Source organism: Nostoc sp. (assembly GCF_036917575.1).
GTDB lineage: Bacteria > Cyanobacteriota > Cyanobacteriia > Cyanobacteriales > Nostocaceae > Nostoc.
In genome coordinates, this window is record NZ_JBALDC010000008.1 from 42,694 (window position 1) to 59,804 (window position 17,111).

Sequence of the window (17,111 nt, forward strand, 5' to 3'; positions counted from 1 at the left end):
TTTTGATGGGGAGGTTTACCCAATTTTTATGTTAATTTTTCCGTGTTACTTAATAGTAACAATCTTATAGCCTTGCGACCAAACTGAGTAAAGATGCTTTAAAGTTCCTTTATAAGGAAAAGCTAAATGAAGCTTTTTTAAGCGAGTAGAAATACTAAGATAAAGCAAAAACTAGTATAAGCCAATTTGAAAGATAGTTCTAGCCCACAAGAAAAAGATTTGGAATTAGATTGCTCGGTAGCTGGCTATGACTACAAACTACCTCCAGAACTCATTGCCCAAAATCCAGCAGTTCCGAGAGATAGTTCGCGGTTACTGGTAGTTGATTCTCTCACTTCAGGTATTGAAACAGCACCCCAACACCACATTTTCCATGATTTGCCTGCACTGCTGCGCTCTGGTGATTTGTTGGTTATGAACAATACAAGAGTCATTCCAGCGCGGCTTTATGGTCATAAATCCACTGGTGCTAAAATCCAAGTGTTGCTCTTGGAAGAACGGCAGCATAACTGTTGGTTAGCTTTAGTTAAGCCAGGAAAAAGCTTCAAACTGGGAGCGAAGATTATTTTTGAAGCAAAGGGAGTGAGGATTAGGGAGTGGGGATTAGGGATTGGGGATTGGGAAGATTCTTCCCAACTTCCTAGTCCCCAGTCCCCAGTTCCCAGTCTTCAACTCACCGCTACGGTTCTGGAAACAGATGCAGCAACCGGGGGGCGTTTATTACAATTTGATGTCCCAGCAGAAAAGACTTTGGTGCAACTGTTAGAGGTATTTGGTGAAGTACCGTTACCACCGTACATCACTACCTCACAAGCTGCTGATGAGCAGTATCAGACAGTTTATGCCAAACAGCCAGGAGCGATCGCAGCTCCAACGGCAGGATTACACTTTACTCCAGAATTATTACAACAGTTGTGCGATCGCAAAATTAATCAAGCTTTTGTGACGCTACACGTTGGTGTCGGCACATTTCGCCCTGTGGAAGTAGAGGACGTAACTACCCATCAGATGCATGAAGAATGGATTGAAGTTCCCGCCGCTACAGTAGAGCAAATCCGCGCCACTAAAGCAGCTGGCGGTCGAATTATTGCTGTGGGAACAACGGCAGTACGGGCTTTAGAAGGGGCGGCTCAATCTGGTAATTTACAACCGTTTTGCGGAAAAACAGACTTGTTTATTTATCCTGGCTACCAATGGCGAGTGGTAGATGGTTTGATTACAAATTTTCACTTACCGCGTTCTAGTTTGTTGATGTTGGTAAGTGCCTTAATTGGCAGACAACGATTATTGAATATATACAATGAAGCGATCGCTTTTAGATATCGCTTTTATTCATTCGGTGATGCCATGCTAATTTTGCCGTCAGCTGTGGGAGAGACGCGATTAATCGCGTCTGTACAATAATAATTGGGAATTTTTTCTTTCGTGGCCATGCCGTTGGCGTTCGCGTTAGCGTCTCTAAAAGAGCAACAAAATTCAAAATTAATATTCTCACCTCATTTAAAAATATACATGGTAGCCTACCAGTATGTTTTTTGAATTCTACTTCGTCTCAATACTACTTTTTTCATGAGTGCAACACTTTACCAGCAAATTCAGCAGTTCTACGATGCTTCCTCTGGTCTGTGGGAACAGATTTGGGGCGAACACATGCACCACGGCTACTATGGGGCTGATGGCAGCCAGAAAAAAGACCGTCGGCAAGCGCAAATTGATTTAATTGAAGAACTGCTCAATTGGGCGGGGGTACAAGCAGCAGAAAATATCCTTGATGTGGGTTGTGGTATTGGTGGCAGTTCTTTATACCTGGCAGAAAAGTTTAATGCTAAGGCTACAGGAATTACTTTAAGTCCTGTGCAAGCTGCCAGAGCAACGGAACGCGCAACGGAAGCGAATTTGAGTCTGAGAACTCAGTTTCAGGTTGCCAATGCTCAAGCAATGCCCTTTGCTGATAATTATTTTGACTTGGTTTGGTCGCTGGAAAGTGGCGAACACATGCCAGATAAAACTAAGTTTCTCCAGGAATGTTATCGGGTATTGAAACCTGGCGGCAAGTTAATTATGGTGACTTGGTGTCATCGACCAACTGATAAGTTACCACTGACGGCAGAAGAAGAAAAGCATTTGCAAGATATTTATCGGGTGTATTGTTTGCCTTATGTAATTTCTTTACCAGAGTATGAAGCGATCGCCCGTCAACTTCCATTAAACAATATTCGCACTGCCGATTGGTCAACCGCCGTCGCTCCCTTTTGGAATGTAGTAATTGATTCGGCGTTCACTCCCCAAGCACTTTGGGGCTTACTCAATGCCGGTTGGACTACCATTCAAGGGGCGTTATCACTGGGGTTGATGCGTCGCGGTTATGAACGCGGGTTAGTTCGGTTTGGTCTATTGTGTGGGAATAAGTAAAAACGTTCTTTGGGAAAAGACCGCGCTGTTTCATTACGGCGCGATCGCACTATAATTTCAGAAATTCAATCTGCTGTGAAATTGCCTATAATGCCACCTGTTTCGAGCGAACACGAAAAGATTGGGCCTGTACCGTCATAGACATAAAGGTTGCCAAGATTCAGGGTTTGCCAAACTTTTGGCCCAGAAGTAGTGTAAATTATAGAACCAACAAAGGCAGCGTTTCCAACACCATTAATCGAAAGTGTTTGACACGAGCTATTATTTCCATAAATAGAGACTGACGTTGGGTGAGAACCGGTTGACAGTTGCAGGGTTCCTACGACTTGAACACTGTAACTACAGTTATTAATAATTCCTCCATAACTCGAAGTGCTTAAACATGAATTATCTTGGGGATAGGAATTCTTCATAGTAGCTCCTGGGCCCGTTACTGCCAAAGCTTGGTTCGCTACTAAGCTTACGACTCCAGCTAACATACTCACCAAATAACCTTTTATAAAAAACCGCATTCTTATTAACTCCAATTTTGCACTTGTTTCAACTTCATAATTGAATTTACTTAAGAATGAAGCACGCTTTTGATAAAGTTATTCTGTCGTTACAATACTTTTTTAGAACTTTTTCATATAATTTTTAAGCTGTCAAAGACTTTGAAAATAATGATAATCAAAAAGAGGCAGAGAAGTATTACTGAAAATCACATCCTCTCCCTCTGTATCACACGATTATCATTTTTACTAAGCTTATTTTGAGTATTTTAACTCATTGACAAAAAACGCTTCATCTTAATTTTTCACTGATATGCTTGTAGAGACGTTGTATTGCAACGTCTCTACATACCGAAAATCTCATCAATAACCTTAACTAAGCGGTAAGGAATAAGAGTTACAGAGAGTTCTTGCCTAAGTGATAGCTTAGTTAAGGGAATTTAGCGTGATTTCATTCAACTACTGTTACCGAAGCCCCTTCATTGGATGGAGGTATAGCGGGTAATTCCAGACAGTATCCAGCACCATACACTGTCTTGATATAGCGGGGATGGCGAGGATCTGGTTCTAGCTTGGTTCTCAAGTGGCGAATATGGACTCGAATCGTTTCTATGTCATCATCAGGATCGTAGCCCCAAACTTCTCTGAGGATTTCGCTAGGAGAAACCGTTTGACCGTGGCGTTGCAGCAAGCAGTGAAGTAGCTCAAATTCCAAATGAGTCAATTTCACCGTTTCATTGAACCATATCGCCTCAAATCTTTCCGGAACAAGGGTTAATGAGCCAAAGTTGAGAATCTCACTGTGCTTTGCGGCTTGGGGAATCCGGTCAGTACGCCGCAAAAGTGCCCGCACGCGTGCCAGCAGTTCTTCAACTTCAAAAGGTTTGGTGAGGTAGTCATCTGCGCCAGCATTGAAGCCTTCCACCTTGTCTTGAGTTTGGCTCAAAGCCGTCAGCATTAACACAGGAATCTCAGAGGTGCGATCGTCGCGGCGCAGACGTTGGCAAACGGTAAACCCATCTACCTTGGGTAACATTAAATCGAGCATGATCAAGTCTGGTTGTAGCTGGAGAGCCAGCGCTTGACCTTTGATGCCGTCTTCAGCTTGACTAACATCGTAGCCAGCCATTTCCAAGTTGACGGCAACTAGTTCTGAAATCGCTGGGTCATCGTCTATGACAAGAATCCTCGGCATTCTTAAAAAATTATTACTACTTATTAAGGATAATTAACAACCTTTGATAGATACAAAGATTTTTGAATCAATTATGAAAAAGGTTTTAAATCTTACATAAATATTAAGATTAAATGACTGTGAAATCAAGACTCAATTACACGAAATCTTATAGTCTATGATGTGTTATACTCCTCCCTACAATCCGTCTTGGTTTTTACAAAACGGTGTAATGATGACTGTATACACCGCTTTGTGGGGAAGCCGTTACTGGGAAAGTACTAATCAAAACCCAGAACCGTCTTATCATGAAAAAATCTTTATAGGTGGGCAAGGTGTGCCAATTTTTGGCTTGGTTGCCATTCCTGAAAATGCTCATAGTACAATTATTGGTACTTATGGCATTACTGGAGAATTAAAGACGGAATGGTCTTTGAGGGTACTAGGACGTAAAGCCTACGCTCAAGGGTACGCTGTAGTGTTATTTGATTGGCGTGCCCACGGTAAAACCGCCGACTTTTCGCCAACTCTGACTTCCGATGGACTGTATGAGGGGGAAGATTATGTTCGCATTGCCGCCGCTGCTAAGGCAATGGGATGTCCGGGAAAATTTTGGTTTACAGGATTTTCTTTAGGAGGGCAATTGACGCTATGGGCACTGAAAGTATGTGGTGAAGTGATTAGAGAGCATGAAGATTTAGGACTAGAAGATAGCGATATTGGTGGTGGTATGGTGATTTGTCCCAGTTTGGATTCTGAGCGATCACTATCTTATCTAGTCACTAAGCCCTTTGGTAGATATTTGGAAACGCAGATTGCACAGAATTTAAAAAAACTGGCATGGCGAATACATGATGCTCATCCTGGAAGCATTGACCCAGCGGCGATTGAACGGGCAAATAGTATCTGGGGTTTTGACAATGAATTGGTAATTAACCGACTAGGTTTTCCTTCGGTGGAAGCATATTACCAAGCCAGCAGCGCTCTACAAATATTACCGCAAATATCAAAACCGACTTTGATTATCTATGCTGCCGATGACCCACTTTTTGACCCAGCCATCATACCTGACTTGCAAGCTGCCTGCGATCGCAATCCCGCAATAGATTTGTTGCTCACTCGTTACGGCGGCCATGTTGGCTATATGAGTAGTAAAAAGTGTCAACATCAATTACAAGACCCTGACCCTTGGTGGGCATGGAATCGGATTTTACAATGGTTGCAGCAACAAAGAAAATAATAGGCGAAACAATATTTTAGCTGCTAGGTTACTCGACGGATGGAGTCGTATTGTTTGGAAGTCCAAAAAGATGAACATATTAGCTTGTTTTTACTACTTATCCTAAATAAACTATTGCAATAAAGAGGATGGCATTGGCTGAAAGAACTACCACAATATTATTGGTAAACCAGCAATAACAGAAGCAATACCTGTCCAGAGAGTAAAGCGCTCAACATCTACATCATCCAAAGCAACGCTCATTTCTTTAATTGCTAATAGTAGCGCTGTCAATAGCAGCACAAAGAAAGCGAGGTACTCCAAATTAGTAATCATTCATCCTCACTATGTCTTGCAAAAAAGTAATTCTAATAAGTTTTTAACAAGCTTTGGCAAGGTTTTTTTGTTCCAGATTTAACAATTTGCCAGAAAAATGATTTATCAGTGAAGAAATATCTACTTCAGGTAGCCAAATCATTGTTTCATAACCAACCCGACCCATTTCTGGCTCTGGCCCCATAGGCATCTTGACTAAATATTCCCAGTTACCTGACTCAAATCGGTAGTTTTTAATGACGCCTTCCCCACCTATAAAACTTACTATCTGACCTTTACAAAACTTAGGTTCTGGCAAAACACTTGCAGACATTCCTCGTAATTCCTTGGAGTAAAACTGTATAGCTAATGTTGTAGCCAAAGGAAAATTTATTATTCTCTGTCAAGGGTTTTAATATATTCTCTTTCAAAGGATTTAACCTTGAGTTTCAAATCGTACATCTAAAGTAATAAAAATCGCACATATATGTATAGTAATAAATCAGGATATTACTCAGGAAAAGCGCTCATAGACAGCTACCTGTAGTTATGTTTACATCCTGACTTAACATTTAACAACTCCTTTGGCAGATTCATTATAGGAAAAACAAGTGCAGCTACTTTGCTAAGTAATTAAGCTAATATTTGAAATGCTATCCATCAAATTAGAAAGCATTGCCCTAATTTGATGCAATTACCCTACTTACTCAATAAAAATAATTGTTGTAAAGCTTATAAAATCCTTTTTGTTCTCCAAAGCTATTACCTCGTGTTAAAGCTGAGAAGTGATAAGCCTGACGGACTGGCTACGACGCTTACCGCGTTGGTCTAGCACATAGTATAGTAGCGCTAAAGCGTCAAATCAGATCCACCCATAATAATTGTTGTGAATAAACTACTAGAGTAAAAAACGTTATCCAATACAAAAAGAAGAAAACCCAAACAAAATCTGAATTACGAATTACGTAGCTTGCTTCTCGCCTTTGGCGAGTATTACGAATTATTATGAATTTCTGGCTGCCTGCACCGACGGATTTAACTTTATTACCAGATGAGATTCATGTCTGGTGTATAGACCTTGACCAATCAGAATCACATCTGCAAAATTTAGCAACAACTCTTTCCAGTGACGAAATAGCTCGTGCTGAACGGTTTTATTTTCAGGAACATCGGCAGCGTTTCATCGCTGGTCGTGGTATTCTACGAACTATATTAGGTCGCTATTCGGGTATTCAGCCGTCACAAGTAGAGTTTAATTATCAACAACGTGGCAAACCAGTATTAGCAGATAAATTTGCCAATAGTGGACTGGCGTTTAACTTGTCTCATTCCCAAGGTTTGGGTTTGTGTGCGGTGAATTGTACTAGTGAAATTGGTGTAGACCTAGAATATATTCGCCCGATGTCTGATTTGGAAGCTCTTGCCAAACGGTTCTTTTTGCTGAGAGAATATGAAATGTTGCGATCGCTATCTCCCGACCAACAGCAAGAGGTATTTTTCCGTTACTGGACTTGTAAGGAAGCTTATTTAAAGGCAACTGGAGACGGATTATCCCAATTAGAGCAAGTTGAAGTGTCGCTGACTCCTACAGAACCAGCCAAGTTACAGATAACTGAAGACTGGAGTCTTTTTGAACTAGTACCTGCTAGCAATTATGTTGCTGCTGTTGCAGTAGAGAATTTTGGCTGGGATTTAAAATGTTGGCAGTATTAATCCTAGTCATTTGTCATTTGTCATTAGTGAATGCCCAATGCCCCATACTTACTTATCTTCCTGCATATTTCTCACAAATTTTGTCACCAACTTTCTGGGTACAAATCTGACGATTTTTGCAAGTAATTTATTCATCAAACCAGGAATGACAATAGTTTGGCCTTTCATTAAGGCGCGAAAACCAATTTCTGCTACTGTTTGTGCATCCATCATTTTCTTACCCTTGAGCAGCTTAGAGTCAGCCATTCCGGTTCTTTCATGAAAGGCAGATGCGGTTGAGCCTGGGCAAAGAACTGTCACAGTGACACCTGTACCTTCTAATTCATTAGCGATCGCTTCTGAAAAAGATAAGATATAGGCTTTAGTAGCAAAATAAACCGCCATCAAAGGCCCTGGTTGAAAAGCAGCAGCCGAGGCGACGTTTAATATTTTTCCCTCACCTTGCTTTACCATGCCCCTCAAAAATAACTTAGTTAAATGGGTGAGACACACCAAATTTACCTGTAGCATTTCCAGTTCGGTAGCTAGGTCAGTTTCGTGAAATAATCCATAGATACCAAATCCAGCATTATTTACCAGCACATCAACATTTATATCAGCGAGTTGCAACTCTGTAAAAATTTCTTCAGGAGCCGTTGATTTAGATAAATCTTTAACAATAGGTTTGACAAAAATTCCAAATTCTTCTTGGAATTTAACAGCAACTTCTACTAACTTTGGGCCATTTCTGTCTACTAAGACCAGATTATAATCATGAGCAGCAAAAATACACGCTAATTGGTAGCCAATTCCAGCAGCTGACCCAGTAATAAGAGCAGTTTGTCTGCTCTGTCTTTGATGTGTTTTGTTCATGTAAAAATGTTGATGAATTCAATTTGATGAAGCTGCATTGCATTTATATTGGTTCTTGCTTTACAATTAAGTACGCGTAATATCTGAACCGACGATAAATGTCTTAAGCTATTACCCTTTCAATAGCTTATGTGGTGCATTGGATAGATGTAGCTGTCCAAACGAAAATTTAGGATTTATGCATCGAAGAAGTTGGGCACTAAAGAAATTCGGTGATTTAAAATTACTAGCGCTAGCTTTTGATTACTCACAAAAGCCAGTAAGAAAAATTAAACTTTTACGCCCGACACTAACCATTCTATCCTCAATTGCTTCTGTCAAGGGGGGAATCCTAAAAATTTACATGATTGAGCATAACAAATAGGGCAATTATTATATTGCCTCTGTTGGTGTATCAGTTGTTGCTGGCATCTGAAATATTGGCTATTCAGTAGTACTGAGTTTTAAAAAACATAGACTAAATAAAATTATTTTGTAGTGGCGTGGCAAGGCTAAATTGTTACAAAAAAATTTGTGAGTTGGATTAAGGAACGAAACCTAACACTCCGATCAATGTTGGGTTTTGCGTTACTCAATCCAACCTACATCTGATACACTATTTTAGTTGTGTCACTCCAGTAGGGTACGTTCTGGTAGCCGTAACGCACCGAAAATATCTGGAACAGTGCGTTAATTTTCTAACACATCCTACGCAATTTTTGAGTTTCTAAGCGATATTTAAGAAGCCAGTTTGAATCAAGTAGGCAGTGTAAGTCATAAACAATTGAGAATCAATTGGAGGACAAGCAATAGAACTACCTGCTAGTGCATGAAGAGTATCTTGGCAGCTAATATGAGGTCTTCTAGCTTGCAAATACAAATCAGGAATAGTCAGTTGTTCATCAGACCAGCGTTCTAGTAAAAATGGTCGCAGAGTATACAAAGGATTGTCTACAGAAGACACATTATTGATTAACTCTGATTGCCATTTTTCGTAAGGAATCATCTCAACTGAATAACCAAAAGAGCGTATCCAATCAACTAACATTTTCAAAGAGACAGGTTGAGGATGTTGTAAATTGAAAGCCTTACCTATAGATTCTTTTTGCTGTGATAGATAAACAATGGCTTTACTTACATAGTCCACAGGTGACATATCCAACATATAATCTACATCGGGAAAACTTCCCATTTGTAGACAGCCCTTTACCATCAAATTGATAAAGTCATGTGTGTTACAAATGCCTGTTTTGCTATCACCTGAAATTAGTGGTGGTCTGTGGATAGTTACAGGAAGTCCACGGTCACGAGCAATTTTTACTAACTTTTCAGCTACCCATTTAGTTTGTGAATAACCAAGATAAATACCTTCCCAATGATTGAATTCATCCTGTTCTTTAACAACCTTACCAGCATAAGCAGTGGATTCAAAGACAGCTACACTAGAAACGTAATGTACAGGCTTGACTTTAATTTGACAAGCCAATCTCAAAACTTCCTGTGTTCCTAAAACATTGGCTGCTTTCAATGCTGAATATGGAAAAACATAATTCAATAAAGCACCACTATGATAGATAGTATCAATATTGGCAGCTAAAACTTGAAACTGTTCCGAGCCAACACCTAACAATGGCAAAGATAAATCACCGACAATTGGAATAATTCGGGAGTTAAATTCTTCCTGCCAAATTGCATACTGTTGCAGATTATTTTGGAGTTTGCTTTTGCCTTCTTCGGCATTAGCAGCACGTACTAAGCAATAGATATCCGCCTTGGTTTCCTGTAGCAATTCTCGGATGAGAAAAGCTCCTAAGAAGCCTGTTGCTCCAGTTAAAAAGATGTTCTTGGGTTCACCTACAAGTACATTAGATGCAGCACCAGGATGGATGGTGGGGTCAAGAACAGTCTCAGCACCTAAATCTAGAACAGAGGGTGCAGTGTTGGCATTAGAGGTTATCACTCCTGTATCTTGAATCGGTGAATCTTCTTGCACTTCTTCAGCCAAACGCTGTGAAAGAGCTTCAATATTTGGGTAATGCCACAAAAGCAAAGGAGAGGGTTGAAATCCGAGTAACTTTTCTAAGTTACTTACTAGAATCATTGCTTGGGCTGAATCCAACCCATAGTTTTCTAAATGTTCTTTGACATCTATTTCATCAGTCGCAACTTCTAGCAACTTAGCTAAGTTAGATACCAAAAATATTTGAATATCGTTTGCTGTGAAAGACTGTTTTATAGTCATTTTTAAATCTCCAACAATGATGTAGAACGAACAGGGTGATATTGACTGTAATAATCGGAAGTTTGCAGTCCTTGAATTTTCAAATTTTGAACGCGATATAAAAAGGCTGCACCAGTCATAATTTGATTAGCAACATCAACTACACCACGATTATTAGGTTCAGACAAATAGGAACCGCGTACCCAGTCATTGAAACCGCCCATTGCCGGGCCACACCAAATTTGATAATCGACTTCTCTACCTTTTTCACCAGAACTAGACCAGCGAGAAGATAATCCTAGATACCAACGGAAAATCAACGCCATTTTCAATTTAGGATTATTGACTGCTTTCCCCAGTTTTTCAGGATTTTTTTGGGACAAATAAGCCGCAGTTCCTTCCCATACTTCAGCAATAGTTTTGCGAAAAACTTGTTTTTCTAATTTCTCTCTTTCTGTCAAAGGAATCTCTTCAATCGAATCATAAGCGCGATAGAGTTCAAATAATTTCTGCGCTCGCATGGGGAACATTGTACCCCGTTTGAGAACTTGCAATTTGACTCCCATTTCAAACATATCTGCTGCTGGGGCCATAATCATATCAGCCATTTCTGCTTGAGCTAATAACTTTTTGGTATGTTCACAAGCCCCAGATTCAATGCATGACTGATTAATTGAGCCGGTCATTATATAAGCAGCACCCATCATGAAAGCTGCTAATGCTGATTGTGGTGTACCAATTCCACCTGCAACTCCGATTCTAATGGGTGTTTGATAATGATATTGTGCTTGAATTTCATCGCGCAAGGCAATAATAGAAGGTAACACACAAACCAAAGGACGGTTGTCTGTATGACCTCCAGAATCAGCCTCAACGGTAATATCATCAGCCATTGGAACTTTGGCTGCAAGAGTTGCTTGTAACTCAGTAATTAATTTTTGTTCCAGAAGTTCTTTGAGTATTCTGGTTGGTGCTGGTTGGAGAAATTTAGTAGCAACTTCTCGACGAGAAATTTTGGCAATGATTTTATTTTTGATTTCAATTTGATTGGCGTTATTTAACCCCAATCCAGCAACCCGGTAATAAACAATGTTGGGGGTCAAGTCGAGAAATGCAGATGCTTCTACTGTTCTCACTTGATATTTGAGATATAAATCCACAGCCCGGCGTTCAATCGCAGGTTCATTAGGACTGTGAATTAAATTAAAAGCATAAGGTCCTTGAGGTAAAGCTTCTTGAATGCGGTTAATGGCTACTTCCAAACGTTCTGGAATTAAACCACCTGCGCCAAAGGAACTCAAAATTTGTGCTTTTCCGAGTGCAATGACCATTTCTTCAGAAGCAATTCCACCAGCCATTGCACCAGTAGCATAGGCATATTTCACTCCATGAGAGGAGAGAAAATTGGGATCTCCAAATTGTTGAATGTGGATTGGGGCTGCAAATGTCAGCAGTTCTACTTGTGCTGTTGTGCCATTATCACCAGGGGATAAATACCCCTCATTAGTGACACCGATTTTTCCGGCAACTTTCACGATGTAGCAGGGTTTATTTAACACCATCAATTTATCTTTGATGGTTTGTTTTTCAAAAGATACAGTTTCTAAAGAACCTTTCCAAACCTGGTTTTTGTTATAAGACCAGGAAGAGAAATTAAGGCCATTATCGTGTTTACTTAGTACCGTATCTACGGTTGTCACGGCAGTTATCCCTCGGATTACAAGCAATGGATGATAAAGTTAAAGGAGTCTACATTTTCATACCAATTCTGCATGAATATGCACGTAATAATTTTTAAACGAACCGCCTTCTCTACGAGAGGCTTCCGCCAATGCGTAGCGTCTCGTAGAGAAGACGCCAAGCGCACAAAGGAAGAGATGAGTTAAGAATTAGTCGGTGCAAGTTGAGAGAGAATTGGTATGATTTATCAAGATTCGTCGTTAAGCAAGTTTTGAGCGCAAGCTAGTTGTAATTGAATGATTTCGCTCATTTGTTGACTGTAATCTTGTCTAGCTTGTAAAAAGGCTGTGTGTGCTTTAGTTATCTTTGAATTATTAGCATTGAGCTTTTGATACTGGGTCTTATTTAAATCGAACATGCTGATGATGCTACTAATTTTTTTAGTTCTGACGAGTGGAGAAAAAACAGGAATTGGCTGTTGAATTACGTTTGACTCAGAAGATTGTAATTGTTCTCTCGTTTCAAAAACGTTATCAATGATATTTTTCGGTTTTACTTCTTCTGGCTGAGGCAAGATGTTAGGAGAATAATTTTCTGCTTCGGTGATTTGGCTGGAAGTGTTAAGAAAATCTGTGATTTCAGATTGTTGGATATTAGGTATATTTAGATGCTGTATTTTGAAGCGTTCGCTCATAAGCTTCCCAGCAAAACCTTCAACAAGTTTGCGATTTTCGTCGCTCAAAATTGTAGCAGCAATTGCTTTTCCACCCAAGGTAATTGTTCTCAATGTTGCTTTATTTAAATTAGCGGTTTCTTGGGCTTTTCTGTACAGTGGTGATAAATCCAAGTTCACCTGATGACTGAGTAGTTTTGCTAATGCTTTGACTATCGAAGCATGGTCATCCATTCCTCTACGATTCAAAGAAACTGTGATGTGTTCTTTGTTGCCGAGAATTTTATCAATCCATCGTGAACAAACACTACCAGCACCCGCTTCTAAAAATATTCGGACACCATCACTATAGATACGATTAACTAGTTGCGGAAAATCAAGTTCTTGGCACAATCCTTTAGCAATGTTGTGAGCAATTACATCTCTTTCAAGTGCGATTGGTTGATAATCAGCAGCTGAATAGAAGATAATACCGGGAAGATTTTGTGATGGTAAGCTGTTTACCTTCTTGATTTCCTCGTACTGCGATCGCATCGTTTCACAATGTATCACATGGTCGAAGGGAGCGGGGAAAGCGTTGCAACCGAGAGTTTGAATGACTCGCTTACAGGCTGCATCTTCACCAGCAATTAATACTTCTTCTGGTGTGTTGATTTGAGTTAAGTAGACGTGATTCTCATGTTTGAGGCATTCTCTAACTTGCGATGGAGTAGCCATAAGAACATAAGTATTCCAAAAATTGTTGTTTGGTGAATTTGTTAATCCCCAATATTCACGCACAGCGTTTTTTGGCCCAGATAACTTATCGCCAAATAGTGGTGATGAGTTTAAGGTGTTACTTCCGCCCTCGAAATCGCTCCAAACTCCTTGGGCAACCATCATGCTAGTTTCACCTAAGCTATACCCAAAAACGCATTGCGGCTTGACTTGAAAATCATCTCGAAAAATTGCCGTCATGTATCTCGCAAAGGCGATTTCACTTTCAAACATTGCTAGTGAATCATCTAACAATTGCTTTTCGAGAGTTTCTAGTTGCCTCGTTGTCAATTTAGGTAAACTTCTGGGATAAACCAACTTTTCAACATCGGCAGCCCGGTTGTAAAGGTTGTTACTTTTTAAGTCCTCAAATACTTTTGGAAATAACCGGAAGACGCTGCGACCAATGCCGATATAAGAATTGACTGCTGCGGGATAAACGTAAGCAACTGCTCCGGTTTTACCCAATGGTTTTGCTGTAAAATAACTACCTATTGGTGTTTGCCAATCTGTCCCTTTATCAAAGGCATTATTTACACCTTTGCGGGCAGATTCAATTTCTTTTAGTAGTTCTTTTGTGTTACGTCCGGCGATTGATAAGACGTATTTTGCATCAGAATGCTGTTGAAAAGTAGCGAATGTTTGGCTGGCGGTAACTGATAAACAAGAACTAGCTTCTATGGTATTTTGGAGATTGTTGAGAAGATCCGAGATAGTGGAGCGATCGCTAGCTGCTATAGGGAACAGATGAAAAGGCATTTGTTGCAAATATCTGTTGTCGCGCTCCTCTTGGCTAGGTTCCTCTGATAAGATTAAATGGGCGTAACTGCCATCTATACTTATACTATTAATTGCTGCTATTCTGCGTGTACCGCCTTTATCGACAAACCAAGGTCTTGATTCCATTGCCACATAGAAGGGACTACCTGACCATACTTGCGGTGTTTTAACACCAGACCATTTGGGTGTGGCAGGAATATACCTGTAATAAAGACACAGAGCGGTTTTAATTAGGCTAGCGATTCCCGATGCTGTATAGGTGTGGCCGATATTGGCTTTGACGCTACCCAATGCACAATGTAAACCATTTCCTGCCTTCGGATAAGCTTGGAGTAAACCTGTGATTTCGGCTTCATCCTCTTGGGAAACGCCACTACCGAACACTTCCACATAATTAACATCTGTGGGTTGAATCTCTGCCATCTGGAAAGCTTGTTTGCAGACATTGCTGATAATTGAAGCATCAGGTTTTACCAATCCGTTACCCGAAGTAGAATTACCTTGAGCGAAACTCATGGCATCAATTACTGCATAGATGCGTTCATTGTCTTGTTTAGCAGTTTCGTAACGCTTGAGGACAACTGCACCAGCACCTTCGCCAACCGTCCAGCCATTAGCTTGTTCGTCATAACCCAACGTATTGACACCCGTATTAATTGGGGCAAATTGACTGCGGAACAAGACATTTTCTACACCACCTGCCAAATCTACTGCACCCACAACCACGGCATCAACTTCCCCAGTAGCGAGTAGCATTTGTGCAACTTCCAACGCCTTCAGGGCAGAATTTTCGCCAGCCGTAATCGTGAATGCAGGGCCAGTAAAATTCCACAAAGCAGAAATCCGACTCGCCATAATGTTGGCGATGTGACTTACATATTCGCCGATTTCTACTGGTTGGTGAATACTATCTTTGACAATGGTTTCCAGTTGCGCCAGCTGTTCATCAGGTAAAGAAATTCCTTGGTTGAGTAAGCCATCCTTAACTTGCCAAGATAGATTCCATCTTTGCTGTAGCTGATGCACAGAAAACTCTGTCTCAGCAGCGATAATAACCGCCACATTGCCACCCTCCTGTAGTTTCGCATCTTTTATGGCGCGATCGCTAACCTTCAGGAGTAATAGTTGTTGCGTGTTTAATGTTTCGATTTCATTCGGTGGGATTTTGTACGATAAAGTATCAATTTCAAAATCTTTAATATATGCTCCTACTGGCGCTTTACCATCTGCTAAACCGTAATCTTTCAGAATATTTTCTTGGTTTTCTATACCGTGCCATCTTTGAGGCGGTAGGGAAATAAAATGTTGGGTGCCATCATAAATACTGCGTTCAAAAGCATCTAAACCATTACAGTTCCCGAAAAAGGCATCCATGCCAACAATGGCAACTTTGGAAGATAAAACAGGTGCGATTGATTCAACTGGTTGTGTTGTATTTCCTTGTTCTAAAATTATATGAGAATTAGTACCGCCAAAACCAAAAGCGCTAATAGCTGCCCGTTTTGTTGATAAATTATTATTCGGCCATGCTGTAGCTGTTCTTACAATTGTATCGGCGGAAATTGTCTTATTTTCTGAGGATAAAGGTTCAGTAACATTAATGGTTGGTGGAATTACGCCATGAGACATACTCAAAATTACTTTAGTCAAGCCAACCATACCAGCAGCAGTTAGCAAGTGACCTATATTTGCTTTAGCAGAACCCACCAGAGGCGCAGCTTGATTTTGACCAAAGAAGGTTTCTACAGAGTTGACTTCAGTTGTATCTCCTAGTAATGTGCCAGTAGCATGACACTCTAAATAATCGATGGTTTTTGGACTAATTTTTGCCTCTTTATAAGCTCGTTCAAAAGCTAAGATTTGTCCTTTAGGATTTGGACTAAGTAAATGCTTACCTTTGCCATCATTTGAAAGTCCATTACCACAGATGGTAGCAAGAATATTATCGCCATCTCTGATGGCATCAGAATATCTTTTCAGCATTACCATCCCAACACCATCAGAGGGAATTAATCCTCTAGAGGATTTATCTAAGGGACGACTAATATCATTTTCTGGATAACCTTGAACACCAGAAAATAGCATCCGCACGAATAAGGAATCTGCACAACTGATGGCTCCAGCTAACATCACATCAGCTTTGTGTGACCATAAGTAATGAGATGCTAATTTAATAGCATAAAATGATGATGAACAAGCAGCATCTAGACAGAAATTAGTCTCGGATAGAGAGAGGGCTTGAGCAATAATAGATGCTGGTAAGCCAGATATCATCGCATTGTAAAAAGACGCTTTATTTGCAGTTAATACAGCTAAATCAAAGTTTTCATACTGCAAAAGTTCTTTGACAGCAGGGGTAAGAGCTTTCTGGTAAATGGGAGAGAATAATTGATTAGATAATTTTGTCGGTAACGACAAATTACCTAAAATGATGCCACATTTTGAGAGAACAGTTTGATTACCCCAATAACCACTCTTTACAATTGCTTGTTTAGCAGCATACAATGACCATTTGAAGGTGTTATCTAAACTAGCAACTAACTCTGATGGTAGATTGTATTCACTAGGGTCAAACTGAAAGTTACGGATGTATCCGCCTTTGAGCGAATAGGTTTTGTCTGGTGTACCTTTAACTGGATTATGAAAGATTGTTGGGTCTACTCCCATGTCTTCGACAGTTGCAGAGGATGTCGAATCTTTTTTATTAACAAGATTTTGCCAAAACTCTTCCGGGTTTTTCGCATCAGGAAATAGACATGATAATCCGATAATGGCTATTTTTTCCACTAGTTATATCCTTAAGGTTTGGGTATTAGGCAAGAGATATTTAAAACGCAGGATTTACG

At 40.2% G+C, this 17,111-nt stretch carries 12 protein-coding genes; 4 read left to right on the forward strand and 8 right to left on the reverse strand.

Annotation, left to right across the window (positions count from 1 at the left end; translation table 11 throughout):
* Positions 1 to 186 precede the first annotated feature (186 nt).
* On the forward strand, positions 187 to 1,404 hold the full coding sequence (gene queA / locus V7K79_RS02040; protein WP_335044237.1) for a tRNA preQ1(34) S-adenosylmethionine ribosyltransferase-isomerase QueA: 1,218 nt from the start codon (positions 187 to 189) through the stop codon (positions 1,402 to 1,404).
* Positions 1,405 to 1,569: 165 nt separating this feature from the next.
* The gene (locus V7K79_RS02045; RefSeq protein WP_335044239.1) at positions 1,570 to 2,412 is read left to right on the forward strand and encodes a methyltransferase domain-containing protein; all 843 of its coding nucleotides are present in this window, start codon (positions 1,570 to 1,572) and stop codon (positions 2,410 to 2,412) included.
* 65 nt (positions 2,413 to 2,477) lie between these two features.
* Here the strand turns inward: V7K79_RS02045 and V7K79_RS02050 are convergent, their stop codons facing one another.
* Together V7K79_RS02050 and V7K79_RS02055 are read right to left on the reverse strand one after the other, a co-directional pair.
* On the reverse strand, positions 2,478 to 2,924 hold the full coding sequence (locus V7K79_RS02050; protein WP_335044240.1) for a hypothetical protein: 447 nt from the start codon (positions 2,922 to 2,924) through the stop codon (positions 2,478 to 2,480).
* 430 nt (positions 2,925 to 3,354) lie between these two features.
* On the reverse strand, positions 3,355 to 4,098 hold the full coding sequence (locus V7K79_RS02055) for a response regulator transcription factor (RefSeq protein ID WP_334913079.1): 744 nt from the start codon (positions 4,096 to 4,098) through the stop codon (positions 3,355 to 3,357).
* 157 nt (positions 4,099 to 4,255) lie between these two features.
* Here V7K79_RS02055 and V7K79_RS02060 point away from each other — a divergent pair, with 157 nt between their 5' ends.
* Positions 4,256 to 5,317: a YheT family hydrolase gene (locus V7K79_RS02060; protein ID WP_335044241.1), complete on the forward strand. Its 1,062-nt coding sequence runs from the start codon at positions 4,256 to 4,258 to the stop codon at positions 5,315 to 5,317.
* Between the two features lie 147 nt (positions 5,318 to 5,464).
* On the opposite strand, the gene V7K79_RS02065 is transcribed toward V7K79_RS02060, so the two are convergent.
* Entirely contained in the window at positions 5,465 to 5,632 is a 168-nt protein-coding gene (locus V7K79_RS02065) for a hypothetical protein (protein ID WP_335044243.1), read from the reverse strand.
* 43 nt (positions 5,633 to 5,675) lie between these two features.
* Positions 5,676 to 5,945, reverse strand: a complete 270-nt coding sequence (locus V7K79_RS02070) for a hypothetical protein (protein ID WP_335044245.1) — start codon at positions 5,943 to 5,945, stop codon at positions 5,676 to 5,678.
* A 671-nt stretch (positions 5,946 to 6,616) separates the two neighbouring features.
* Between V7K79_RS02070 and hetI the strand changes: the two genes are divergently transcribed.
* Positions 6,617 to 7,324, forward strand: a complete 708-nt coding sequence (hetI, locus tag V7K79_RS02075) for a 4'-phosphopantetheinyl transferase HetI (protein ID WP_335044246.1) — start codon at positions 6,617 to 6,619, stop codon at positions 7,322 to 7,324.
* A 48-nt stretch (positions 7,325 to 7,372) separates the two neighbouring features.
* On the opposite strand, the gene V7K79_RS02080 is transcribed toward hetI, so the two are convergent.
* The 4 genes from V7K79_RS02080 to V7K79_RS02095 all read right to left on the reverse strand — a co-directional run bounded on the left by V7K79_RS02080 (position 7,373) and on the right by V7K79_RS02095 (position 17,052).
* Positions 7,373 to 8,176 carry an SDR family NAD(P)-dependent oxidoreductase gene (locus V7K79_RS02080; protein WP_335044248.1) on the reverse strand — a complete coding sequence of 268 codons (804 nt, stop codon included), beginning with the start codon at positions 8,174 to 8,176 and terminating at the stop codon, positions 7,373 to 7,375.
* A 706-nt stretch (positions 8,177 to 8,882) separates the two neighbouring features.
* The gene (locus V7K79_RS02085) at positions 8,883 to 10,397 is read right to left on the reverse strand and encodes a thioester reductase domain-containing protein (RefSeq protein WP_335044250.1); all 1,515 of its coding nucleotides are present in this window, start codon (positions 10,395 to 10,397) and stop codon (positions 8,883 to 8,885) included.
* A 2-nt stretch (positions 10,398 to 10,399) separates the two neighbouring features.
* On the reverse strand, positions 10,400 to 12,076 hold the full coding sequence (locus tag V7K79_RS02090; RefSeq protein ID WP_335044253.1) for a PfaD family polyunsaturated fatty acid/polyketide biosynthesis protein: 1,677 nt from the start codon (positions 12,074 to 12,076) through the stop codon (positions 10,400 to 10,402).
* Positions 12,077 to 12,303: 227 nt separating this feature from the next.
* Positions 12,304 to 17,052 carry a PfaB family protein gene (locus V7K79_RS02095; RefSeq protein ID WP_335044255.1) on the reverse strand — a complete coding sequence of 1,583 codons (4,749 nt, stop codon included), beginning with the start codon at positions 17,050 to 17,052 and terminating at the stop codon, positions 12,304 to 12,306.
* Between the last annotated feature and the right edge of the window lie 59 nt (positions 17,053 to 17,111).

Coding starts and splice junctions, on each gene's coding strand:
- hetI (WP_335044246.1), top strand. CDS start 6,617: ATGAATTTCTGGCTGCCTGCACCGACGGATTTAACTTTATTACCAGAT.
- V7K79_RS02050 (WP_335044240.1), bottom strand. CDS start 2,924: ATGCGGTTTTTTATAAAAGGTTATTTGGTGAGTATGTTAGCTGGAGTC.
- V7K79_RS02060 (WP_335044241.1), top strand. CDS start 4,256: ATGATGTGTTATACTCCTCCCTACAATCCGTCTTGGTTTTTACAAAAC.
- V7K79_RS02055 (WP_334913079.1), bottom strand. CDS start 4,098: ATGCCGAGGATTCTTGTCATAGACGATGACCCAGCGATTTCAGAACTA.
- V7K79_RS02045 (WP_335044239.1), top strand. CDS start 1,570: ATGAGTGCAACACTTTACCAGCAAATTCAGCAGTTCTACGATGCTTCC.
- V7K79_RS02080 (WP_335044248.1), bottom strand. CDS start 8,176: ATGAACAAAACACATCAAAGACAGAGCAGACAAACTGCTCTTATTACT.
- V7K79_RS02065 (WP_335044243.1), bottom strand. CDS start 5,632: ATGATTACTAATTTGGAGTACCTCGCTTTCTTTGTGCTGCTATTGACA.
- V7K79_RS02070 (WP_335044245.1), bottom strand. CDS start 5,945: ATGTCTGCAAGTGTTTTGCCAGAACCTAAGTTTTGTAAAGGTCAGATA.
- V7K79_RS02085 (WP_335044250.1), bottom strand. CDS start 10,397: ATGACTATAAAACAGTCTTTCACAGCAAACGATATTCAAATATTTTTG.